The organism is Shewanella pneumatophori, from assembly GCF_023283895.1.
Lineage (GTDB): Bacteria > Pseudomonadota > Gammaproteobacteria > Enterobacterales > Shewanellaceae > Shewanella > Shewanella pneumatophori.
In genome coordinates this window covers 104116-127106 of record NZ_JAKILB010000007.1, presented here as the reverse complement: position 1 = coordinate 127106, position 22991 = coordinate 104116, and the positions used below count along the sequence as shown (strand labels likewise).

General features: G+C 44.1%; 16 protein-coding genes. 6 read left to right on the top strand and 10 right to left on the bottom strand.

The genetic code is table 11. From position 1 onward, the window contains the following. Nucleotides 1–44: 44 nt before the first annotated feature. The 5 genes from L2740_RS12615 to L2740_RS12595 form a co-directional block, all read right to left on the bottom strand. A complete protein-coding gene (locus tag L2740_RS12615; RefSeq protein ID WP_248950538.1) occupies nucleotides 45–1016 on the bottom strand; it encodes a transposase in 972 nt (323 codons plus the stop codon). A 97-nt stretch (nucleotides 1017–1113) separates the two neighbouring features. Then, the gene (locus L2740_RS12610) at nucleotides 1114–1863 is read right to left on the bottom strand and encodes a hypothetical protein (protein WP_248950537.1); all 750 of its coding nucleotides are present in this window, start codon (nucleotides 1861–1863) and stop codon (nucleotides 1114–1116) included. A 582-nt stretch (nucleotides 1864–2445) separates the two neighbouring features. After that, nucleotides 2446–3081 (bottom strand): hypothetical protein, encoded by a 636-nt coding sequence (locus L2740_RS12605; protein WP_248950536.1) that lies wholly within the window; start codon nucleotides 3079–3081, stop codon nucleotides 2446–2448. A gap of 261 nt (nucleotides 3082–3342) precedes the next feature. Further along, the gene (groL, locus tag L2740_RS12600) at nucleotides 3343–4989 is read right to left on the bottom strand and encodes a chaperonin GroEL (RefSeq protein WP_248950535.1); all 1647 of its coding nucleotides are present in this window, start codon (nucleotides 4987–4989) and stop codon (nucleotides 3343–3345) included. A gap of 87 nt (nucleotides 4990–5076) precedes the next feature. Then, entirely contained in the window at nucleotides 5077–5367 is a 291-nt protein-coding gene (locus L2740_RS12595) for a co-chaperone GroES (protein ID WP_220782516.1), read from the bottom strand. Nucleotides 5368–5613: 246 nt separating this feature from the next. On the opposite strand from L2740_RS12595, the gene L2740_RS12590 reads away from it, so the two are divergent. Further along, nucleotides 5614–6978, top strand: a complete 1365-nt coding sequence (locus tag L2740_RS12590) for an MATE family efflux transporter (protein ID WP_248950534.1) — start codon at nucleotides 5614–5616, stop codon at nucleotides 6976–6978. 32 nt (nucleotides 6979–7010) lie between these two features. Beyond that, nucleotides 7011–7667 carry a Qnr family pentapeptide repeat protein gene (locus L2740_RS12585; protein ID WP_248950533.1) on the top strand — a complete coding sequence of 219 codons (657 nt, stop codon included), beginning with the start codon at nucleotides 7011–7013 and terminating at the stop codon, nucleotides 7665–7667. Between the two features lie 34 nt (nucleotides 7668–7701). Here the strand turns inward: L2740_RS12585 and L2740_RS12580 are convergent, their stop codons facing one another. Beyond that, entirely contained in the window at nucleotides 7702–8652 is a 951-nt protein-coding gene (locus L2740_RS12580) for a LysR family transcriptional regulator (RefSeq protein WP_248950532.1), read from the bottom strand. 220 nt (nucleotides 8653–8872) lie between these two features. On the opposite strand from L2740_RS12580, the gene L2740_RS12575 reads away from it, so the two are divergent. The 4 genes from L2740_RS12575 (at nucleotide 8873) to L2740_RS12560 (ending at nucleotide 14172) form a co-directional block, all read left to right on the top strand. Then, complete coding sequence (locus L2740_RS12575; RefSeq protein WP_248950531.1) at nucleotides 8873–9955, top strand: efflux RND transporter periplasmic adaptor subunit; 1083 nt, start codon at nucleotides 8873–8875, stop codon at nucleotides 9953–9955. A 95-nt stretch (nucleotides 9956–10050) separates the two neighbouring features. Continuing rightward, nucleotides 10051–13131 carry an efflux RND transporter permease subunit gene (locus L2740_RS12570; RefSeq protein ID WP_248950530.1) on the top strand — a complete coding sequence of 1027 codons (3081 nt, stop codon included), beginning with the start codon at nucleotides 10051–10053 and terminating at the stop codon, nucleotides 13129–13131. Between the two features lie 257 nt (nucleotides 13132–13388). Next, nucleotides 13389–13772, top strand: a complete 384-nt coding sequence (locus L2740_RS12565) for a hypothetical protein (protein WP_248950529.1) — start codon at nucleotides 13389–13391, stop codon at nucleotides 13770–13772. Nucleotides 13773–13803: 31 nt separating this feature from the next. Then, entirely contained in the window at nucleotides 13804–14172 is a 369-nt protein-coding gene (locus tag L2740_RS12560; RefSeq protein WP_248950528.1) for a hypothetical protein, read from the top strand. A gap of 87 nt (nucleotides 14173–14259) precedes the next feature. On the opposite strand, the gene L2740_RS12555 is transcribed toward L2740_RS12560, so the two are convergent. The 4 genes from L2740_RS12555 to L2740_RS12540 form a co-directional block, all read right to left on the bottom strand. Next, nucleotides 14260–14577 (bottom strand): hypothetical protein, encoded by a 318-nt coding sequence (locus tag L2740_RS12555; RefSeq protein WP_248950527.1) that lies wholly within the window; start codon nucleotides 14575–14577, stop codon nucleotides 14260–14262. A 459-nt stretch (nucleotides 14578–15036) separates the two neighbouring features. Next, the gene (locus tag L2740_RS12550) at nucleotides 15037–17439 is read right to left on the bottom strand and encodes a zinc-dependent metalloprotease (protein WP_248950526.1); all 2403 of its coding nucleotides are present in this window, start codon (nucleotides 17437–17439) and stop codon (nucleotides 15037–15039) included. 153 nt (nucleotides 17440–17592) lie between these two features. After that, nucleotides 17593–21303, bottom strand: a complete 3711-nt coding sequence (locus L2740_RS12545) for a response regulator (protein WP_248950525.1) — start codon at nucleotides 21301–21303, stop codon at nucleotides 17593–17595. A 180-nt stretch (nucleotides 21304–21483) separates the two neighbouring features. Further along, the gene (locus tag L2740_RS12540; RefSeq protein WP_248471152.1) at nucleotides 21484–22878 is read right to left on the bottom strand and encodes a PhoH family protein; all 1395 of its coding nucleotides are present in this window, start codon (nucleotides 22876–22878) and stop codon (nucleotides 21484–21486) included. Nucleotides 22879–22991 lie beyond the last annotated feature (113 nt).

Sequence of the window (22991 nt, the reverse complement as noted above, 5' to 3'; positions counted from 1 at the left end):
TGTGGCTATGAATAGTATTCGTTGATGGGCTTTAACAGTGTTGGTTATCCGAGATGCTGACAACTGCTGGCGAAATGCCTTCGTCGTTTCTCTAAATGCTCACAGTAATCGGTTAATTCTTGCAATGACCCAACGGGGCCATGAAACAACTTGCCAAAATCCGTAGTCAACTTAAGCCAATTCTCACTAGGAATATTAAGCCTATTCAGTATCCTTTCAGCACTAGGAGAAATAGAGCCTCGTTTATCATCACGAATGATTCGGCCAGTCTCATCTACAAGCGTTAAGTAATCTTGCAACGAGAAATTAATGCCTTTTGGTTGATGCTTTGTCTCATTACCAATAAACGGTAATAACTTAGTGGGTTGCTTCCCTTTTAGGGCTGCGTTCACTCGAAGCTGTAAGCTGGTGAAATCAGACTTTTCCGGGGTCTTCGCCATCTTGGCGCGAATAGGATTAAGTTCAACATACGCCATACAAGTCAGCACTGCAGCTTCATCCAATAAGGCTTGGCTCTTAAAGCGCCCTTCCCAGAAATGTCCTGTGCAATTGTCTTCGAAATTGGCTTGCCTAGCGATAGGCTCATTTAGGCAGCGCATAAACCAGCTGATATCACTCAGGCGTGAACGATATGTCGCAATAAGGTGCTTTAGTGCAGCCACCATGCACTCATCTATTACATCACCTTTAGCAAACTTCTGCGTTAAATCAGTACCATTAAACAGTTTGTGCCACTGCTCAACGACCTCTCTATCTGACCAACTGTTCACCGTTTCAAGGTCAATATAAAGCACTACATGTAGATGGTTACTCATCACAGCATAGGCTGCGACATCTATCGCAAACACCTCTGCTAACTTAAGTAACTGAGCCTCAACCCAACCTCGGCGGTGGTCATAATTCTTACCAGTATATTTATCGTCACCACATAAGAAAGCACGCCGAACCACACGGCTACAACAGTGGTAATAAGGCGTGTCTTCCAAGCTAATGAGTGTACTTCTAGGGCGGGGCATAACAACCTCCTACTTAAGCATTAGCTAAAGCTTAGTAAGAGGGCTGTAAATATACCATTAATAATGGGTGTCTATGAAATTTAACAATTTCACAAAACTATGATTTTACTACTTGTGAAACCTTTTCCTCTACGCTTTTCAAAATAGCAGAAACATCCACTAAGCCCGAACCTGTTTCTTTTGATTGAACAACAGCATTTACAACCACCTTAGACCCATCTCGATAGGGAAAGGTTTCAATTAGCATAACTACTTGGGCACCATCAAGATCAACCATATAATAATCTTCTAAATCTAACTTGGAGTTCGTATTTTCTTCATAAATACGAAAATCCCTACTTGCTTTCTGCATCAACCTGTCAAAATTTGCTTTTACCGACTGAGAAGAATAATCAGAATCAACTTCAAATTTAGTTTTAAACTGAGATTGTGATAAGTAATTTGTGATATCAAGTTTTGGAATACCAAATGAAAACAAAAGACCTTCATGATATGAGGACATTTTCACTGGTTGATATGTAACAATCGTGGCTTTTTCTGTGCGTTCTGTTTTTTTATCTATAGAAAAGACGGCCCCCGAACCTGCAATTCCATTATGTACTCTTCTTTCAACAAGAATAGAATCTTTTCCCTGAGCAAGTTTAATGTTGTCGTATTTACCACAACCACTGCTACCAGAATTAACACATCTATTGTAGGTATTAAAGCGAATATCAATAGCTCTATCTAATGGCAACTTATAACGTACACTAGGTGTATCCATTAACGACACATCAGCAGGTGGCGTTGATTTACAAGCAGTTAAAGTAGCTGCAAATAAAGCTGTTGTTATTACTTTCTTAATCATTTTCCATCCTTTTTTATCAATTAAATCAATTGCATTCCCTTTGAACATCCGTTTAAAACAACATAAATAGAAACAGAATAGTGGCAACATATTAATAACAACAAAGTAAATCATCAATACTAGAATGAAGAAATCATGATTTAAAACGAATTACAGCTTTTATCAGAACTATCCAATAAATATACATCTAACTACAGATGAATATATCGATAAATAAATAGTGGAATTAACCGACTAACCGGAATCTCCCATATATTCGATGATTGAAAGGTGATAGCATTTCTTGTGAGAGACAGCATTACCGCTGGGGGTGAACAAATTCAAGCCATAAATATCGATTACAATCAAAAATTACAAATCAAAATTTGGCGACCTAACTCTCTTAAGAGATAGATACTACATTGTAACCAATGCACTAAAAAAACACCGATGAAACAAACCTGTCACTATGCAGCAAAAATACAAGAGTTCAAAAAACAAGATACCTACACCTTGAACTGCCTAAAATGCAGTATTAGACAGCAGGAGCTTTAAGTCAGGAGCTCCACTTTTCACGGTTTTTGAGTATATTCAGACTATTCATTATATTTCTTTAAATCTCTTCTGCAGGATCGATACTATTGCTTCACCAGAAGTTCTAACTATAGATAACTGCTCATTAAAGTCATATTTATCCTGCCAAAAGGGCTCGCTTCCTTGAGTTTTGCATTCTTTAAATGCTAACAGCGACTTACTTATAGCACTATTGTATTTTTGCTGAAAATCTAGATAAATATCAGCCATCTCACTATCATCGTTAAAGATAACTCTCAATTCAGCTCCAAGTTCGCCAAACTGAGTAAGCTCTTCAACGAGTTGCATATTATTGCTGTTTAATATCTCTAGCTGTTCACTATTGGTCAAATCTTTAGAAATGTTTGCTATAAACAGCAATGGCTTGCAAACACTCGTCACCATAGAAGTTGTTTGGTGCATCAAGCGAATCACCGCAGCTTTACGGAATTCAACCCTTTGCTTCTCAAGTACTTCAACTTCAAACTTTCGCTGCCTAAAAAATAAATAAAGTGGAACGACTATTGCGATAAATATAGTGAGCAAAGAGGTCAATAACGTGATGTAGTCTTGCCAACTAAATCTATGACTATTTTCAATCGCAGCCAGTATAGCTTGATTAGTTTTGAGGGTTTCTTGTTCTAGTCGGTACTGCAGCTGATTCACTTTAATTCCTTTTAATCAAGTACTCTTAATACTTGTGTTATCACTAAGTAAGCTATTTAACGTATTAAAAAACCCGACACTGTTTCCAGTCTCGGGTTTTTCTATTCTTCTACAAGAAGTGGTTTAAGCTTTTAGGCTAAGACCAGCAAACATGTTTAACGCAGGAAAAATCGTTCTAGAGCAAGGCTTCTTGCCACGACGTTTAGCTTTCTTAAACGAGTGGCAAGCTAACGCAGCTATAGGCGATTTTAACCAGTTAGATTACATGCCCATGCCGCCCATACCGCCCATACCACCCATTCCGCCCATGCCACCCATATCAGGTGCATCTTCCTTCACTTCGCCTACCATACACTCAGTAGTGATCATTAGACCTGCGATTGAAGAAGCGAACTGTAGTGCGCTACGCGTTACTTTAGTTGGGTCTAGGATACCCATCTCTAGCATGTCGCCGTATGTGTCGTTACCTGCGTTGTAACCGTAGTTACCAGTGCCGTTCTTAACGTTGTTAGCAACAACTGATGCTTCTTCACCAGCGTTAGTTGCGATTTGACGCAGTGGCGCTTCCATTGCACGTAGTGCAATTGTTACACCGTGACGTTGATCTTCGTTGATAACTTCAACATCAGTAATTTTGCTTGCTACGCGTACTAGTGCAACACCACCACCTGCAACCACACCTTCTTCAACCGCTGCGCGAGTTGCGTGTAGTGCATCGTCAACACGTGCTTTTTTCTCTTTCATTTCAACTTCAGTTGCTGCGCCAACTTTGATTACGGCTACGCCGCCAGCAAGTTTAGCCATACGCTCTTGAAGTTTTTCTTTGTCGTAGTCTGAAGTTGATTCTTCAGCTTGGATCTTGATTTGTGCTACGCGAGCAGAAATTTGCTCTTGCTCACCGTTACCATCGATGATGGTGGTGTCATCTTTAGTGATCACTACGCGCTTAGCAGTACCTAGATCTTCTAGAGTCGCTTTTTCTAGCTCTAGACCAATCTCTTCAGCAATTACAGTACCGCCAGTTAGAATAGCGATGTCTTGTAGCATTGCCTTACGACGGTCACCAAAGCCTGGTGCTTTAACAGCAGCAACTTTAACGATACCGCGCATGTTGTTCACAACTAGGGTTGCTAGTGCTTCACCTTCAACGTCTTCAGCAACGATAAGCAGTGGCTTACCGGTTTTAGCTAGACCTTCAAGGATTGGTAGTAATTCACGGATGTTTGATACTTTCTTATCAACCAATAGTACGAATGGGCTGTCTAGCTCAACGGTGCCAGTTTCTGGCTTGTTGATGAAGTATGGAGATAGGTAACCGCGGTCGAACTGCATACCTTCAACAACGTCTAGCTCGTTTTCTAGTGCTTGACCTTCTTCAACTGTGATAACGCCTTCTTTACCTACGCGCTCCATCGCAGTTGCGATGATTTCACCAATTGACTCGTCAGAGTTAGCAGAGATAGTACCCACTTGAGCGATAGCTTTAGTGTCAGCACAGTCTTGAGATAGGTTTTTAAGCTCAGCAACAGCAGCAACAACCGCTTTGTCGATACCGCGCTTAAGATCCATTGGGTTCATGCCAGCTGCAACAGCTTTTAGGCCTTCTGTAACGATTGCTTGCGCAAGTACAGTTGCAGTTGTAGTACCGTCACCGGCTGCATCGTTGGCTTTAGAAGCAACTTCTTTCACCATTTGTGCGCCCATGTTTTCGAACTTGTCTTCTAGTTCGATCTCTTTGGCTACTGACACACCATCTTTAGTGATTAATGGAGCACCAAAGCTCTTGTCTAGTACTACGTTACGACCTTTTGGGCCTAGAGTTACTTTAACTGCGTTAGCTAGAACGTTTACGCCTGCTAGCATTTTTACGCGAGCGTCATTGCCGAATAATACTTCTTTAGCTGCCATTTTTAATGTCCTTTAAATTCTTTTGAAATGCCTGAAAAGCCGCGTTTTCGCACGCTCGCCAGTATTGAAAATGTCTAAATGGAGTGATTAGCTCACTACAGCCATTAGATCTGATTCAGAAAGGATTAGTACTTCTTCACCATCGATTTTTTCTTTCTTTACGCCGTAACCTTCGTTGAAAATTACGATGTCGCCAACTTTAACGTCTAGTGGCTGTACAGTACCGTTTTCAAGAATACGTCCGTTGCCTACAGCAAGAACTTCACCGCGGCTTGACTGCTCAGCAGCACTACCTGTTAGCACGATGCCACCAGCAGACTTTGATTCAACTTCTGAACGCTTAACAATGACACGATCATGTAATGGACGAATATTCATCGATGGATGCTCCAATTGTATTTATGCCTAAACTTATCTGCAGGCTTTTAAAGATAGTAACGACTTTGCTGGATTTCACTTTAGTGAAGCCAAAACTGCCGCTTGATGTTCGATACATGGGGGTGAATGTAGACACTTCCAAGCCCTATTTACAAAATAAATCCATTTTTTTTAACTCACGCGGGTAAAAATAATGGCAATCCTGATAGAATCGCCCTCCGAGTAAAGACGAGGCAATACTTCCTTATGCGAGACAGACACGGGCTGCTCACTCAGCCAATCGGTCGTGTACTGCTAAATATGAGTCTTCCAAACCTGATTGGTATTTTAACCATTCTTGGGTTCAGTCTCGTTGACACGTTTTTTATCAGTCAGTTAGGTACAGAGTCCCTGGCTGCGATTAGTTTTACCTTTCCGGTTACCCTGATTATTTCAAGCATTGCAATTGGTATTGGCGCTGGGGTGTCGACCAATCTTGGCCGCCTAATTGGTGCGGGCGAGGCCGATAAAGCGAAAGTGTTTTTACACGATGCCTTAATGCTAACCTTTTTGCTGATCGCCTTTATTGGCGTGCTTGGCAGCCTGTTTATTGACCCGCTATTTAGTTTGCTTGGCGCTAACCAAACTAGCTTACCGCTTATTCATGACTATATGCTGATCTGGTATTTGGGCGCGCCCTTGTTGGTGCTACTCATGGTTGGTAACCAAGGCTTGCGTGCCACGGGGGATACTAAATCTCCGGCTAAAATCATGATGCTAGCTGCACTAATTAACCTTATTCTCGACCCGCTGCTTATTTTTGGTATTGGGCCATTTCCACGTTTAGAAATTGAAGGCGCCGCTATTGCAACTGTGGTTTCTTGGGTCGTTGCGCTATCACTTTCAAGCCATTTATTGATTTTTAAACGTCATTTGGTCAGCTTTGTGGCGCCGAATATTGAGCGACTCAAATGTAACTGGAAACAGCTGGCTCATATTGCGCAGCCTGCGGCGGTGATGAACCTGCTCAACCCGCTCGCTAATGCGATTATTATGGCAATGTTAGCGCGCATCGACCACAGCGCTGTGGCAGCCTTTGGTGCCGGTACGCGACTAGAATCGGTTATGTTGATTGTGGTGATGGCGTTGTCATCAAGTTTAGTGCCATTTGTGGCACAAAACCTCGGTGCCGGCCAAACTAAACGCGCCCGCAGCGCACTGATGCTATCGCTAAGATTTGTGCTGGTGTTTCAAACCTTGTTGTACTTGCCGCTGCTATTTTTAGCGCAGCCGTTAGCTGAATTATTCAGTAGCGATCCACAAGTGATTGAATGGCTAACCTTCTATATTTTGGTCTTGCCAGCCGCTTATGGTCCGCTGGGGATTGTGATTTTAGTCGCCACCTCACTGAATGCTTATCACCGTCCGATGAGCTCACTTATCTTAAATGTGTGTCGACTGTTTTTAATCATGTTGCCACTGGCAGCGCTGGGCTCCTATTTGGGCGGTGTCAAAGGCTTACTGCTTGCGCTGCCTATTACCAATGCGATTATGGGCATTGCTTGTTATATTCTTGCCACACGGATCTCAGAGCCTGATAAAACCACTATCGTGGTGAGCCAACAGGCTTAATCTTTTCGCTTAAATGCAGCTAAGGAGCGCTAATGCACGCCATTGACCAGATCTTTAATCATGAAGACTTTAGCGATCAAGACTTGCAAGACGCCCGCTTTGAAAACTGCAGCTTTTATCAATGTCGCTTTAACCATAGTGACTTAACTGACGCCGAATTTATTAACTGTAAGTTTATTGCCCCTGGAGACGATGCTGGTTGTGACTTTAGTTACGCCACGCTCACCAGCGCCAGCTTTAAGCGTTGCAACCTTAGCATGGCACTGTTTAAAGGTGCTCGCTGCTACAGCCTTGAGCTGCGCGAAACTAACCTGCAAGGCAGTGATTTTAGCCGAGCAACCTTTGCCAATTACATTACCGCAAAAAGCTATTTTTGCTCGGCGTATATCACAGGCTGCAACTTGGCTTATGCCGATTTAGGCGACCTGTTACTTGAAGAGTGTGAGCTATTTGATAATCGTTGGCGCGGCGCGAATTTAACCGGCAGTTCAATGAAAGGCAGTGACTTAAGCGGCGGTGAGTTTTCCCCTGAGCAGTGGGGGAGTTTTGAGTTACAAGGCGCGAATATCACCCGTATCGAGTTAGATGGTTTAGATCCACGGGTTGTGGATCTAAAAGGTGTGATGATCAATCAATGGCAACAAGAGCAGTTATTGGCGCCACTTGGGCTAATCGTTACTGCCGACTAACCCGTTTAACCTAGCGGCCTGTTTGATCTAACATTTAGATCATTGACTTGATCGCGCCTCTGAGTCTGATCTCACGATCGCAGCGGCCGCTACCATTTTGCATACACTCTTCCATTGCCTGCATCATAAAGTCGATAAAGCGTTGACTTGCCAAGCTAATAAAGCGCCTTGAGGGATAAACTAAAAAGCATTTTCCTTCATAGGGTTCGACATCTTCAAACAACATGACTAGCTCGCCTGTATCAATATGCTCTTTGGCAAAGGGTAGCGGCATCATAGAGATCCCCCGCCCCATTAAAGTGGCTTCTAAGCAAGTCGCGAGGCTATTAACACACAGGTTACCTTTAACCTGTAAAGTGCGATCTTTACCAAAAGGCACATCGTTAAAAATGCGGCCATTGGGGTAACGAAACAGAATTGAATTATGTTCTGGCAGCGCGTCTGGAGTAATAGGTTTACCCGCTTTTTCTAAATACTCAGGGCTAGCAAAAAAGTGTACGGTTTCACTGATAATATGCCGCGCCACCATTTCGTTTTCGTTAAATGCATCCTCAAGCATAAAAGCGATGTCGATATTGTTACGGATCATATCTTGTGGCTCTGTGCTGACAATAATCTCTACCGTTAGCTCAGGGTTGAGATCCATAAACTCAAAAATAGCATGGGTAATATGCATCAGTTCTGGGATCGGGAAGATTAAAATCCGCAAGTGACCCGATACTTCTGCATCTTGCCCTGTTAACTCAGATAAGGTCTGCTCAAGGGTAGCCAACATGCCGGTGGTTTTATCGTAGAAATGGCTACCTGAAGCTGTTAATGTCATCGCTCGGCTTTGGCGGTGAAATAGCTTTACATTAAGCTCGTCTTCAAGCGCTTGTAAGCGGCGGCTTAAGGTCGATTTCGGCAGGTTTAATATATCTGCCGCCTCCACTAAACTGCCGGTTTCAACAATTCGGTGGAACAAAGCAATATCTTCGGTTTTCATTACAACATCTCAATTCAAATAGACTTTTTTGGCTGGCCTAACACGACAAACGACAGTTATCCATTAATAGTTTGCTCACACATATTGTGTCAAATCAAGCAATAGTAGTTTCACTTTTCGGAACTCATGATTCCACATAATTCCATTTTACTCAACGGTAAGCCCTGTTATCTTAGCCAACCTTAATTTATATCTTGCCTTAACAAATGGAAATCCCGTTATGAATAAGCTAACGACTTCTCTCTCACTACTCATTTTGACTGCCATCATCTCTGGTTGCAGTGCAGAATCGACTGAAGTCGTACCAGCCAGCATTCGACCAGTAAAACTATTTGAAGTCACTGATGTTAATGCCGGTTCATTACGTACTTTCCCTGCAAAAGTGGCTGCCACTAAGCAAGCCGAATTGTCGTTTAGACTATCTGGTCACTTAGTTGAATTTAACTTGGTTGAAGGTCAGCACGTTAAAAAAGGCTCAGTATTAGCGCGTCTAGATAGCCGTGATGCCCGCAATACTTTGCTAAACCGTGAGGCGGACTTTGAATTAGCCAAAGCAGACTTTAAACGTAAGGGTGAGCTGTTACGCCGCGAGCTTATTTCGCAATCTGACTATGATCTTGCTAGCGCACAATTAAAGTCAGCTAAAGCCAATCTTGCCAGCGCGCAAGACCAGCTAAGCTACACCGAGCTAACGGCACCTTACGATGGCACAGTGGCTAAAATCGCCATTGATAATTACCAAATGATCCAAGCAAACCAGTCTGTATTGGTGCTGCAAAAAGACAGCAACATTGATGTGGTGATCCAAGTGCCTGAATCATTGGCTGGTAACGTGACCCAGTTTAATCCACATGCGAATACTCAGCCTGTGGTGCACTTTGCTAATAACCCAAGCGTAGCTTACAGCGCTAAGCTGAAAGAACATGCGACCCAAGTAACCCCGGGTACTCAAAGCTATGAAGTGGTATTTACTCTACCACGTCCAAACAATATGACGGTATTACCGGGCATGAGCGCTGAGCTCACTATGGATGTAGCACAAAGCCAACTACGTAGCATTACAGCAGTATTGCCAGCAAGTGCCATTACTAAGCGTGATAGCGACGGTCAACATGTTGTGTGGGCGTATAACCCAGAGCTTGGCAAGGTTAATCAACACCAAGTGACCTTAGGTAAAGTGACCACAGATGGCATTGAAATTGTTAACGGTATCAATGTTGGTGATCAAGTGGTTGTGGCTGGTGTGCAGTATCTATCAGAAGACCTACAAGTTAAGCCGCTGCGCTGGCAGCGCGGCGTATAAGCTGACGCCCTAGCTCTACTATATCCCCTGTTTTATCGCCTTTATTGTGTCAAAGCGCGTGCGCGCTTTGGCCTTGCTATACAAGAGATTGACCAATGAATTTTGCTGAATACTCGATTACCCACAAAGTCATTAGCTGGATGTTTGCCCTGCTACTGCTAGTTGGTGGCACCATCTCATTCTTTAGCTTAGGTCAGCTAGAGTTTCCTGAATTTACTATCAAACAAGCTATGGTCGTCACCGCTTATCCGGGCGCGTCACCAGAGCAGGTTGAAGAAGAAGTTACCTTGCCGCTAGAAGATGCACTGCAGCAACTTGATGGTATTAAGCATATTACCTCAGTTAACAGTGCTGGCCTGTCGCAGATTGAAATCGAAATCAAAGACAACTATGGCGCTGAAGAATTGCCACAGGTGTGGGATGAAGTGCGCCGTAAAATCAACGATAAAGCCGTTGAGCTACCACCTGGGGTGATGGCACCTAAAGTCATTGATGATTTTGGCGATGTTTACGGGATTTTGCTCAACGTTAGCGGTGAAGGTTATAGCGACCGTGAACTGCAAAACTACGCCGATTTCTTACGTCGCGAATTAGTACTCGTAGACGGCATTAAGAAAGTGACTATTGCCGGTATTGTTAACGAGCAAGTGGTGGTTGAGATCTCGCAGCAAAAGCTTAATGCATTAGGCTTAGATCAAAACTACATCTACGGCCTGATTAACAGCCAAAACGTAGTCTCTAACGCTGGCAGCATGTTAGTTGGTGATAACCGCATTCGTATTCACCCTACTGGCGAGTTTAATAACGTTAGCCAAATGGAGCGCTTAGTCATTAGCCCACCAGGCAGTGCCAAGCTTATCTATTTGGGCGATATAGCTAAGATCTACAAAGACACCGAAGAGTCACCTGAAAGTATTTACCATGCCGACGGCAAACAAGCGCTATCAATTGGTATCGCATTTTCTAGCGGCGTTAACGTAGTTAAAGTGGGTGAAGCGGTAAACGCACGTATGGCGGAGCTTAATAGCGAGCTACCAATTGGCATGTCACTCGATACGGTCTATGACCAAAGCAAGATGGTGGACCAGACGGTCAATGGCTTTCTCGTTAACTTGGCCGAGTCAATTGCGATCGTTATTGGCGTACTACTTATCTTTATGGGTGTTCGTTCTGGCCTATTAATGGGCTTAGTACTGCTGCTGACTATTTTAGGTACCTTTGTGGTGATGAATGTGCTCAATATTGAGCTGCAGATCATCTCGCTGGGAGCACTGATTATCGCCCTCGGTATGCTAGTTGATAACGCGATTGTGGTTACCGAAGGCATATTGATTGGCATTAAGCGTGGTCAAACTCGACTAGAAACCGCTAAGCAAGTGATTTCACAAACTCAGTGGCCGCTACTTGGTGCCACCATTATTGCGATTATTGCGTTTGCGCCGATTGGTTTGTCTGACAACTCTACCGGTGAGTTCTGTGCATCATTATTCCAAGTCTTGTTGATTTCACTGTTTATCAGTTGGATCACCGCGATGACCCTAACACCGTTTTTCTGCAACTTAATGTTTAAAGACGGCGCGGTTAGTGAAGAGGAAAATGATGATCCGTACAAAGGTTGGTTATTTGGTTTATACCGCCAAACCTTAAACCTAGCGATGCGCTTTAGAGTGGTGACTTTGCTATTGGTTATTTCGGCATTGATCTCATCTGTATTTGGTTTTGCTCATGTGAAAAACGTGTTCTTTCCAGCGTCAAACACGCCGATGTTTTTTGTTGATGTGTGGATGCCAGAAGGCTCAGATATTAAAGCGACCGAACGCTTATTAAGCCGTATTGAAACCGATTTAATGGCGCAGCAACAAGCCGAAGATATTGGTTTAGTTAACTTAACTACGGTTGTTGGCCAAGGTGCGCAGCGCTTTGTACTGTCTTACGTGCCAGAGAAAGGTTACAAGGCTTATGGTCAGCTGTTACTGGAAATGACAGATCTTAAGACCCTTAACCAGTATATGCGAGTACTTGAGCGTGAGCTGAGCCTGAAATACCCAGAAGCGCAATATCGCTTTAAGTATATGGAAAATGGCCCTAGCCCTGCGGCTAAAATTGAAGCGCGTTTTTATGGTGAAGATCCACAGGTATTGCGCCAACTAGCCGCTCAAGCTGAAGCTGTATTAAAGGCTGAACCAACTGCCGTAGGCGTGCGCCATAACTGGCGTAACCAAGTGACTTTAGTGCGTCCACAGTTAGCACTAGCACAGGCCCGTGAAACCGGCATTAGTAAGCAAGATCTTGATAATGCGCTATTAACTAACTTTAGTGGCCAACAAGTGGGTACCTACCGTGAAAACAGCCACCTATTGCCTATTATTGCTCGCGCCCCAGCAGAAGAGCGTCTGGACGCGCAAAGTATTTGGAAGCTGCAAATTTGGAGCAGTGAAAACAACACTTTTGTACCTGTCACTCAGGTGGTATCTGACTTTACCACTGAATGGGAAGATCCGCTGATAATGCGCCGCGATCGTAAGCGAGTGATTTCAGTTCTAGCCGACCCGATTAACGGCACAGATGAAACTGCCGACTCGGTATTTAGAAAGATCAAAGCCGATATTGAAGCGATCTCATTGCCTGCAGGTTATGAGCTTGAATGGGGCGGTGAATATGAAACCTCACTTGAAGCGCAGGAGTCGGTATTTAGCTCGATCCCGCTAGGTTATTTGGCGATGTTTTTAATCACGGTACTGCTGTTTAACTCTGTCAGACAGCCACTGGTGATTTGGTTTACAGTGCCACTATCTTTAATTGGTGTGGTGTCAGGCCTATTACTATTTGATGCGCCATTTAGCTTTATGGCTCTGCTGGGCTTACTGAGTTTAACCGGCATGATCATTAAGAATGGCATTGTATTGGTTGATCAAATTAACCTTGAGTTATCTCAAGGCAAACAAGCTTATCAAGCTGTTGTCGACTCAGCTGTAAGCCGCGTGCGTCCGGTATTGATGGCTGCTATTACCACTATGCTGGGGATGATCCCACTGCTATCTGATGCCTTCTTTGGCTCGATGGCTATCACGATTATCTTCGGCCTTGGTTTTGCGTCAGTACTGACATTAATCGTTTTGCCGGTGACCTACACCTTAGCATTCAGAATTCCTTATCCACGCAAACAGACCGCGTAAGCGGATCTCAATCTGTAAGCCAGATAAGGACACTGAGTATGAGTTCTCAATAAGGAGGTCAACACTCAAGTAATCGTCAACCCCGAAAATTTGCTTCCCGGCGCCCCTGATTAAGTTGCTTAATCAGGGTTTTTCATTTCTAGGTTCTACTTGCAGATCGAATCGTTGTTTACAGATATTAGATAAACAAAATTTAACAGCATTTCACCAACATGACTGTTAATCTAGGCTAATCAATTTTTAGATTGGCGGCGTAAATGAAATTTAACTACCGCAATAAACTAGCCACTAGCGCCCTGCTATTGAGAACAAAGCTATTAAGTATAGTGCTATTGAGCGCAATACTGACCATGCCTGTTCAAGCTAATACACCTGAGCAATCTGAAGAATATACTATTGGCGTGATGGTGAAAGCGCTTGATAACGCCATAAAGCAACCCTCTAAAAATTCGCTAGAATTGATTAGACATTATGGTACTGACTCTCGCTATTACGTAATGATCCGCGGCTGGTTAGTGCAAGAGCTACAGGGCGTAAATAGCCAATTAGCAGCCTACAAAAGTGATGATGAGTTCAAAGCTCGGTTACAAGCTAAAAGTGACTTTCTCAGCCAAGCTATTCGCCGTATCGATCTTGAATGATCATCCCATTTACTTTCAATAGAAATGCCTTATGAAAACATCCATCAAAGCCGTTTTACTTTCAGCCTTTGTCTGCCCAGGTAGTGGCCATTTCTACCTTAAAAAGCCGTTACTAGGGAATGTGTTTCTATTGAGTTCGTTAGCTTCACTGTCTTTTTTATTTTGGCATGCCTATCAGCGTGCACAAGTCATTTCTGAGCAGATCCTTAATGGCGAGATCCCGCTTGAACTCAATGCTATCTACAGTGCGGTTACTCAAGCACCTGTAGGAAATGAAGCCCTGTACGTCAATCTCGCAACTGCTGGTTTTATTATTAGTTGGCTAATAGCGGCTATTGATGCTTTTCGCTTAGGTAAGCGAGCCGATGAAGCCGAACCAACAACAAGTAACACCAATTAGTATCTTCCTAAGCTCTTAAATCAAGCCATAAAAAAGGGCTACTCGTCAGTAGCCCTTTTGCTTCTCAGTTGCGATTTAGCAGATTTGCTAGATACACACATCGCGAATAAACGCGTCTGTTTTAGAGAAATCATGTTGGGTAGTCGGCTTAGTGTAGCTGCGCACTTTAGCCTGAGGGTTTTTCGAAAAATCATATTCACTGGTTGCCGCTAGAGGCTTTGAGAAGTCATGACGGGTCGACCCTCGTTGAATATCATTAGATTGCTTAGCTACAGTGATATTTTTTGAAAAATCGTAGTCAGCACGTGCAGCTGCGGTTTTTGAAAAATCTGGTCGTTCTGCCATTGCTGAGGTAGAAATACAGCCAATCGCTAGTGTTAAGGCTACGCTGGTTAACTTTTTCATTTACAACTCCAATCTTATTTGCCTACATTCGCTTAACAACAAGTCTATGTTATTTGTTCATTTTAGAGAACAAAAATGAACCAAGTTTTGCATTTTGATACAAACAAGATACAGAGCCCTATTGAGACTGGCTGCATTTATAGGGGGTATTTATGCATAAGCATATGAAGTGTTGTGATTTTTGTAATTCTTTGAACTCGCCTAATAGAGTTACAAAAATACACTGCTGTAACGAAATGATGACACCTAAAATCAGAACAGTGCTTAAATAACCATATTATAATTATGGTTAATAGCTATTTTTAAGCCAACAGCTCTGCTAGGTATTGATGTGGACTCTACTTATAGCAATCGCAAAATCAGTCACTCAATCAGCCATAAAAAAGCGCGATAATTCGCGCTTTTTCAGTATGAAATCTTAGCTAACATTAGCCAATGTTTAGCTAAGTTTTTACAAGATTAGATTGGCGAGCCCGGTGGGATAGCTAACGGTTTAACAATCAATTTAAACTCATTATCCGTTAAGCCTTTTTGTACTCCTTGCAATAGCCAAGCGTAATGGGCAGCTTCATAGGCACTAACTCGCTTCACTTTGCGTTTTAGCTGCTTAGTCAGATAGGTCAAGCGTTCTGCTAATTGAGCTTTCACTTCTGGTCGAGTGTTATCGTCATGGTAGCTTGCTAACAGGCTATCAACCATAACCGCGTTTACCCGCATCCACACGCCAAGCTCTGGCCCTGTCGGGATATCGCTAAATACTGTGGCTGCAAATACCTTATCGGTAAGCTTAGCGATTGAAAGCTGCTCTTTGTCGCCAAGATAAGCTTGGTTGACTCGGTTGATCCGCGCAGGTGCATAAATTTGTGTTAGCGTAAGTCTACTTAATGCCTCTGCCATTCCTAAAGGATCGATAATCACACCGAGTGCTGAATCAAAACTTTCACGGGTTTTATAATAGTTACCCGCCTTTGGCACTAAGATCTCTTGCAGGCTTTCAGATACAGTTAACTGCTCAGGTGACAGGGTCAACAGTAACGACTCTAGCGCTTGTTGCTGAATCGCTGGCGCAACATAGTGCCAAGTCTTACCGTCAACGCTATCGCTGTAGCTATAGGTGCTACCACCTATCATTTTAGCCGCAGCGGCAATCTGAAAACGCGTGAGCAAATAGATTGGCACAAACGCATCTTGTAACTCACCTTGTGGCTGCTCAGCAAGCAATGCTGCTACAGAAAAATCTGCGATCGCTTTCGCGCGTACTTCACCGAGTCGATTCAGCTCTGCAACCGGATCGTTACCGTTATCCCAAAGGCTGGCGTAAGCATTACTGGCGGCTGCCGATCTAGAGTCAGCCTCGCCAATATAACGCAGACCTTGTTTTGCTACATCGTCACGTAAGCTAGCTAAGCCTGTCGCCTCTGCTTGCGGATCGGCATATTCACTGTAACCATAGGCTACAGTGTATTTATCCCAAACTCCTATTCCTTCATCATAAGGCTGGCTAATATCGATTTGATCGCCATTAAGAGTGACTTTAGGGTGTGGATAATCCATCACCGAGGCATTGTTATTACTCGATGCGGCAAAGTTATGATCTAAGCCTAAGGTATGGCCAACTTCGTGTGCCGATAGCTGACGAATCCGCGCTAATGCCAGTTGCATTGATGCTTCATCGGCTGCCTCACGATCTTGCCAACCTGCGGTTAAACCTCGGGCGATCAAATGATCTTGGCGCACTCGCTGACTCCCCAACGTCACATGGCCTTTAATGATCTCGCCAGTGCGCGGATCGGTAACCGCTGCGCCATAAGACCAACCGCGTGTTGCACGATGTACCCACTGGATCACGTTGTAACGCACATCTTGTGGATCGGCATCTTCTGGCAGTAGTTCAACCTTAAAGCCGTTGATAAATCCGGCCTCGGTAAAGGCATCTTCCCACCAGCGTGCGCCATCTAGTAATGCTGAGCGGATCGGCTCAGGCACGCCCGGATCAAGATAGTAAGTAATAGGTTTAACTACTTGGCTTGGCGCGCTACCTGGGGTTACTTTTTCTAAACGGTGGCGCAGTAAAAAACGTTGGCGAATATCTTCATCAACGCGGGTACCGTAATCAAGGTATTCATCAGATAAGTAACCACTCAATGGATGATAGGCTCGCGCTTGATAACCCTCTTCAGGTAAGGCAATGAAAGAGTAACGCATGCGCACTGACAGGTGTTTGGCGTCAGGAGTCACTTGGGCAACATAGTTACCTTTTTTAGCCGAATCGAAGGTAAGCAGCACATCAATATCGCTATTACGCTCAAATGATTTTACCCCTTCAGGCAAAATAAGTGACTTGCTAGCATCTAAGTGATAACTGCCTTGCTTAGAGCGCTCAAGCGAGTCGCTGATCCCATGCAGATCGTTAATCACAAGATCGTTAATTGCCACTAAGTTACGCTTACCGGTAACGAGTTTGCCACGCCACAATACTGATTCAGCAAAGGCTTCTTTAACTGCGCGCTGTTCAGCGGCGTTGTCGGTACTCGCGCGATAATCGGTATTAAGCTGCTTTAAGATCAAATATGGCCCGTGGCGCTCAAACTGCACCATACGGGTACGACCAAGCTGGCCACGATCTAGGCCAATATCATTTGATCCCACTCCATGAGGTAAGCTGGTTAACAGTAAAAATGGCTCATTGAGTTTATTGGCTTCAAGATAGAGATCGCCAGAGGCTTGCTCATAAAATAGATTAACAAAGCCAGTTGCGGCCTGACTCTTTTTAATCAATGTTGCGGTATTTGTGGCAGCCACTGTACAGGTTACCGGTGCAACAGCGAGAGCTATCGCCAGCGCGAGCTTGTAGGGTCTCATTCGATCTCCTTGATCTTTGTTGGTCGCTACCGTATTCACTAGGTGTCGGTAGTCTTTATTTTAAGTAGGAGCTTTAGCCATTTAGCTTAATAAATAGGCTTGCCGCTTAGCAAGCCTATCTTGATCTATTTGAATAACTATCACTTAGTCAGCTTATGGTTTGGATTTTCTGCCACACTCTCCAATCCAGTGACTTAAGGTTTCAAATAGCTCAGTTAGTACAATTGGCTTAGTAATATGGGCATTCATACCAGCCGCTAAGCTCTTTTCTCGGTCACCAGACATAGCGTGCGCCGTCATTGCAATCACTGGTAGATCTTCGCTCGAGTAGCGCTTACGTAGCTCTTTCGTCGCTGTTAAGCCGTCCATCACTGGCATCTGAATATCCATCAATACCGCGTCATAGTTAGCTTTATCAATCATATCTAAGGCAATTTGACCATTTTCAGCCACATCGACCACATAGCCAGCACTCTTAAGTAGCTCAGTGGCAACTTGTTGGTTAATGAAGTTATCTTCAACTAGTAAAACATAACCAGCATCTTGATCGGCAACCTCTTCATTCACCTCTGGCGTTGGGTTAAGACGCGGCTCATCGGCAAAGGCTGAAATGATTTCATCAAATAACGATGACGCTTTAAATGGCTTTTGCAGCAAGGCGTATACGTTAGCGTCAGCAACATCTTTTTGCATCGGCTCAGCCGAATAGGCCGTCATCATCATAATAACCGGACGCTTTTCTAAGCGGCCATCGGCGACCATAGCGTCGATCTTTTTGATCACCTCGATACCGTCCATTTCAGGCATCATCCAGTCGAGCAATAGTAGATCGACTGGGTTATTTTCAAGCTTATACAAGCCCTCTGGGCCACTTGCCGCTGTATCAACATGGAAGTGGAAATCACGCATCACATTAGAGTAGATCTGTAATGCTGTTGGATTATCATCAATCACTAAGGTCTTTAGATTACCGAGCGTTTCAGGTACCACTAACGGTAAGACTTCAGCCTCTTCGGCGATCTCAAAACTAATAGTAAAGCTGAAGGTACTACCGGCGCCCATTTCACTTTCAACCTGCATAATGCCGCCCATCATAGACACTAAGTGCTTACTGATAGATAGGCCAAGACCAGTACCACCATATTTACGGGTGGTTGAACCATCGGCTTGAGCAAATGCGTCAAACAAGGTTGCTTGCTGCTCTTTGCTGATCCCGATCCCGGTATCGCGGATCCAGAATTTAAGAGTGATGCGGTGATCGCGCTCACCAACATCTTCACAACCAAGCTCAATTTCACCGGATTGAGTAAACTTAACCGCGTTTGATAGTAAGTTGATTAGCACTTGGCCTAAACGCAGCGGATCACCTTCTAAGATCAGTCCTGCAGTAACTGGTGCATAAAGCAGTAACTCAACGCCTTTTTCCTGCGCTTTAAGGGCATTCAGATCCAATGCGTGTTCAAGTACCTTATCCAGTGGGAATGCAACCCGCTCAAGCTCGAGCTTACCGGCCTCAATCTTAGAGAAATCCAAAATATCGTTAATGATCCGCAGCAGTGAATGCGCCGAGAAGCCAGCCTTTTCAAGGTAATCCTTTTGCTGCGCGGTTAACGAGGTGCGCTGAGCCAGCTGTAACATACCAATGATCGCATTCATTGGAGTGCGGATCTCATGGCTCATGTTGGCCAAGAATTCACTCTTATATAAGTTTGCCATTTCAGCATCTTGCTTAGCTTCTAGCATGGCAACTTCATTGCGCTTGTGGCGAGTAATATCTTTATGGGTACCGACCATACGCTTAGGTGTACCGTTGGCCGTAAACTCAACCATTCGTCCACGAGACAGTAGCCAGTGATACTCGCCGCTCTTACCTAACATTCTGAATTCAATGTCATAAGCGCCGACAGGATCGCTTAGATATTGCTCACGATATTCTTGTACGCGAATAAGATCGTCCGGGTGCACTAACTCATCAATTGTCGATACGAGTGCCGGGAACTCATTGATCTTATAGCCAAGCATTGAGTAGTAAGCTGGATTACAGATGATCTGCTCTGAATCTAAATACCAATCCCACAAGCCATCTTCTACCGCGTCCATCGCTAAGTGATAACGCTCTTCCGATAAGCGCAGCTGCTCAGCAGACTCGTACTCGCGGGTAACGTCACGCCAAACCGCGATCAAACCCAGCAACTCATGGCGACTGTTATAGAAAGGTATTTTCAATACATCGAGTAACACTGGTTTATCTGCGATCTCGACCTTTTCTTGATAACGCAACGGTACCCTATCGTTAAGTACACGTTCGTCTTCAGCACGGATCCGCGTAGCTTGCTCGTCTGGTGTTAGCGCATCTGAATATTGGCCTATCATCTCGCCTTCACTATAACCAAGCATGCGCTCTGCAGATTTGTTACAACCCAAATAGCGGCCATCTTTATCTTTAAACACAATCGCTTCTGGGATCGAGTCCAATAGCGAACGCAGCAAGGCATACTCTTGCTCACGACGCTCTGTCGTCTCTTTCAAGCGCTCGGTTCTTTGCGCGACTAACTTATCCAGACGGCGGTTTTGCTCTGCAAGGTGACGAGTGTATTGTTGGTTCTCTTCAAAAATCCGACTAACTAACTGGAACCATGGTGCCCAGCCAACGGTGATTTTCTCCGGCGGCTTAATTGGCTCAGCCGAACACTCTTCAAGGTGAGTCAGCAGCCGCGATGCTGGATTTACAAACGAGCGACGAGTTTGCCAATGCACAATGGTCACCAAAAGCGACAGCGCCAATACCACCAGCAAAAATGTCAGCTCTAGTTTTTCCCACGAGTCTTTAAATAACTCATCAACATCTTGTAGATACAACAAACGCCAAGGCGCGTTATGCAGCGCCACTGAGTGAATGTAATAACCGTTACGAATAATGCCTTCATGGGCGTCGAATAATTCAGACTCAGGAATCGAATGCAGCTCAGATGGGATCTTCTGACTAATGTGGTAAACCCGATTAACGTCTGAGGTATCGATATCGCTGTGGGTCAAAATATTGTTATTTTGATCCAATAAAATTACCGTGCCCGGCATTTTAAAATATAAACGGATTTGCTTACGCAGTGATGCCAAGGTCATGTCTAGATTGATAGAGCCAATAAACTCATTTTCTAAATAGATAGGCACACCTAGTGTAGTCAACAAGCCTTTACCTGTTGCTTCTACATAAGCAGGACTCCAAGCGACACTGCGCTGTGGGTTATTCGAGGGTGTGACTAACTGAAACTGTTTCTTATTAAGCAGTTCATCGCGAAAGCGCTGCTCATCAGATGGCCACGGAAAATACGACATGATGCGGCGCTTCGAAATATAGTAGATAGATGATGCTTTCGGCGCAGCTTCATTAGCCACAGGAAAAGATAACGACAGCTCAAACAGCATCTCAAGTTCTTGATAGAACTTATCACTACGGCCATTGAGTGATCCCGCACCAGTAATGCGACCCATATTGGTAAACGGCTCGCCACTTTTGGCGTAACTCGGCTCGAGGGTAAAAAACTGACCACTTTCGTTAAATTTTTCATATTGCGGTAAACGGTCTTTACGCACCAGCTCGCCTAAGCGTAAATGGTCGACCGCAACATTACGTAGGCTCTGCACCGCACGAATACTGGATTCGAGTAATAAATCGACTTGTAATACGTGACGCTCAACCAGCTCTTCAGTTTGCTGAATAAGCTGAGCTTTCTGCCTGTCGAATGACATCCAAGCAGTTAAGCAAGCCATGATGATTACGCCAATATAGGTGTAAAAAACCGCTCTATTATAGTTTTTTAGAATTGTTGACTTAAGCTGAAGAGCCGGTTCAATCCGTTTCATTTACAACCCTTGGTATACTCTTTCGAGATTAATCATAATGCGTCATCCTAATTCAGGAGTTCTGAGTTAATAATATCAGTAAGATAGCTTTCAATAATAGCTTAAAAATGTAACTTAAAAGTTAAAAAAGGCCTCAACGGATGTGAGACCTTGTCTGTGGTTCAGAAAAAACAGAATGGGCTATAGGTTTTCTTCAGCAAACTCAGCGAGACGTGAACGTACAACGCCATTTAGATAGACGTTTGCACTACCATCAAAGTCTTTAAAACGCTCGACAATATAAGTTAATCCAGAGGTCACTGCAGTTAGATAATTGGAGTCAATCTGCGCTAGGTTACCGCTACAAATTAACTTAGTGCCCTCACCCATACGGGTGATCATAGTTTTAATCTGTGATGCCGTTAAATTCTGACACTCATCAAGCAGCACTACCGAATTTTGAATTGAACGACCGCGCATGAAGTTAATCGATTTAAACTGGATATTAGCTTTATCCATAATGTAGTTCATGCTGCCGCTTGGGTTCACATCGTTTTTGTGTAGCACTTCGAGGGTATCGGTAATCGCCGCCAACCAAGGCGCCATTTTCTCCTCCTCGGTGCCCGGAAGGAAACCAATAGACTCGGCGATCTCTGGCGTATTACGGGTCACGATAACTTTCTCGTATTTGCCGCGCTCAACCACTAACTCAAGCGCAGCCGCCATTGCTAGTAGGGTTTTACCGCAGCCTGCAGGGCCAGTTAAGATGACCAGATCAATGTCAGGATCGAGCAGCGCTTGCATCGCCATACCTTGATAAATATTCTTAGGTCTGATCCCCCAAGCCTCAAGGTTCAGCAATCTTTCTTGGCCTAAATCTAAAAATTTAAGCTCAGTTGGCGTTTTTTCAATAATACGCCCGCAGAAATCACGACCTTCATCTAATAGGTATTGATTGGTGTAAAACATATCGTCACCGAGTTTATCAAGCGGCACGCTATGCACTGTGTGGCGGCCATTACTCTCGGTGGTGACATCATCGGTGTGTGCCCAAAAGTCACCATCAAAACGATGAAATCCTTTGGTTAAAAAACGAATATCATCAATAAGCTGGTCGGTGCGGTAGTCTTCAACATGTTGAATGCCAGCGCCTTTCGCTTTTAAGCGCATATTGATGTCTTTGGTAACTAATACCACTTTTCGAGGTTGGTGCAATTGCTGTAAATGCAGCGCGGTATTGATAATGCGGTTATCGTTGTTATCACCTGGCATGCTGCCAATGGTGAATTCGATTTGATGGTCTGGAAATATAGACAGTGTGCCCGATACATCTCCGTGGTCTTCACGAATGGGCAGTGGAACCCCTTGGACAATTTGTTCAGGCGTGGTTGTTCCGCCCAATATATCTTCTAATGCTCTAATCGCGACTCGAGCATCACGGCTGACGTCTCGTTTTCTATCCTTAATCAGGTCCAGTTCTTCCAGAACTGTCATTGGTACGACTACGTCATGTTCCTTAAATGAATAAATCGCTAAAGGTTCATGCAGTAATACGTTGGTATCCAGTACAAACAACTTTCTGTCGTCTTGTTCCATGGCGCCTCCAATTGTGCATTAGTATCAATTACAAGATAGGTCCAGCTCCTTTAATAGTTACAGGTTTGTTAACGCTAATTATCATACTGCCACCAATAACCATCAGCTTCAAT

Bases quoted from the DNA above. Each gene is read 5' to 3' on its own strand.
- L2740_RS12540 (WP_248471152.1), bottom strand. From the start codon at position 22,878: ATGGAACAAGACGACAGAAAGTTGTTTGTACTGGATACCAACGTATTA.
- L2740_RS12580 (WP_248950532.1), bottom strand. From the start codon at position 8,652: ATGAAAACCGAAGATATTGCTTTGTTCCACCGAATTGTTGAAACCGGC.
- L2740_RS12545 (WP_248950525.1), bottom strand. From the start codon at position 21,303: ATGAAACGGATTGAACCGGCTCTTCAGCTTAAGTCAACAATTCTAAAA.
- L2740_RS12615 (WP_248950538.1), bottom strand. From the start codon at position 1,016: ATGCCCCGCCCTAGAAGTACACTCATTAGCTTGGAAGACACGCCTTAT.
- L2740_RS12590 (WP_248950534.1), top strand. From the start codon at position 5,614: ATGCGAGACAGACACGGGCTGCTCACTCAGCCAATCGGTCGTGTACTG.
- L2740_RS12550 (WP_248950526.1), bottom strand. From the start codon at position 17,439: ATGAGACCCTACAAGCTCGCGCTGGCGATAGCTCTCGCTGTTGCACCG.
- L2740_RS12565 (WP_248950529.1), top strand. From the start codon at position 13,389: ATGAAATTTAACTACCGCAATAAACTAGCCACTAGCGCCCTGCTATTG.
- groL (WP_248950535.1), bottom strand. From the start codon at position 4,989: ATGGCAGCTAAAGAAGTATTATTCGGCAATGACGCTCGCGTAAAAATG.
- L2740_RS12560 (WP_248950528.1), top strand. From the start codon at position 13,804: ATGAAAACATCCATCAAAGCCGTTTTACTTTCAGCCTTTGTCTGCCCA.
- L2740_RS12595 (WP_220782516.1), bottom strand. From the start codon at position 5,367: ATGAATATTCGTCCATTACATGATCGTGTCATTGTTAAGCGTTCAGAA.
- L2740_RS12570 (WP_248950530.1), top strand. From the start codon at position 10,051: ATGAATTTTGCTGAATACTCGATTACCCACAAAGTCATTAGCTGGATG.
- L2740_RS12575 (WP_248950531.1), top strand. From the start codon at position 8,873: ATGAATAAGCTAACGACTTCTCTCTCACTACTCATTTTGACTGCCATC.
- L2740_RS12610 (WP_248950537.1), bottom strand. From the start codon at position 1,863: ATGATTAAGAAAGTAATAACAACAGCTTTATTTGCAGCTACTTTAACT.
- L2740_RS12555 (WP_248950527.1), bottom strand. From the start codon at position 14,577: ATGAAAAAGTTAACCAGCGTAGCCTTAACACTAGCGATTGGCTGTATT.
- L2740_RS12585 (WP_248950533.1), top strand. From the start codon at position 7,011: ATGCACGCCATTGACCAGATCTTTAATCATGAAGACTTTAGCGATCAA.